Below are 515 nucleotides of genomic sequence, written 5' to 3'. Positions count from 1 at the left end.
AGTTCACCCGACAGGCGCAGACGCTGACAGGCGCAAGCCGTGCCGAGTTTATCGAGCTGGGCGGCGCTTTCCGCGCAGGCTGTAACCTGAAGTGATACCAGCTGGACACGCGACGCCGATCACGCGCAGATCACAACATGATTCCAGTTTTGTGACGGCGTAACGCGCATCGAGCACGGGCGCGCGGTATAGTCTACCCGTGCGACAGTCACCAGCTATGCACCTTTCATTCATTACTCTGCAAATCCCCAAATAAGCCGCCCTGCAAGGCGGCTTTTTTGTGTCCGCAAAATACGACTTGTACGCAATCGCGTACACATGTACTATGAACGCGAACACATACACAGGAGGTAACGAAATGCACACCATCAACGCCACCACCGCGCGCAAAGATATTTTTAACCTTATCGACGAAGTGAACGACAGCGCCGACGCGATCACCATCACCAAAGGCGAAAGCGAAGCCGTGTTAATGGGCGCGGATGAATACCGCTCGATCATGGAAACGTTGCACG

Annotated in this window: 1 protein-coding gene; it reads left to right on the top strand. The window is 54.8% G+C overall.

The annotated features are described in order from the left end of the window. Nucleotides 1-325: 325 nt before the first annotated feature. A partial coding sequence (locus tag N1032_RS28600) for a type II toxin-antitoxin system Phd/YefM family antitoxin (RefSeq protein WP_407933104.1) occupies nucleotides 326-515 on the top strand: 190 nt, incomplete at its 3' end.

Origin of the sequence: Herbiconiux daphne (assembly GCF_024979295.1) — a bacterium.
Taxonomy (GTDB): domain Bacteria; phylum Actinomycetota; class Actinomycetes; order Actinomycetales; family Microbacteriaceae; genus Herbiconiux; species Herbiconiux daphnes.
This window is presented reverse-complemented; position numbering and strand designations above follow the sequence as displayed.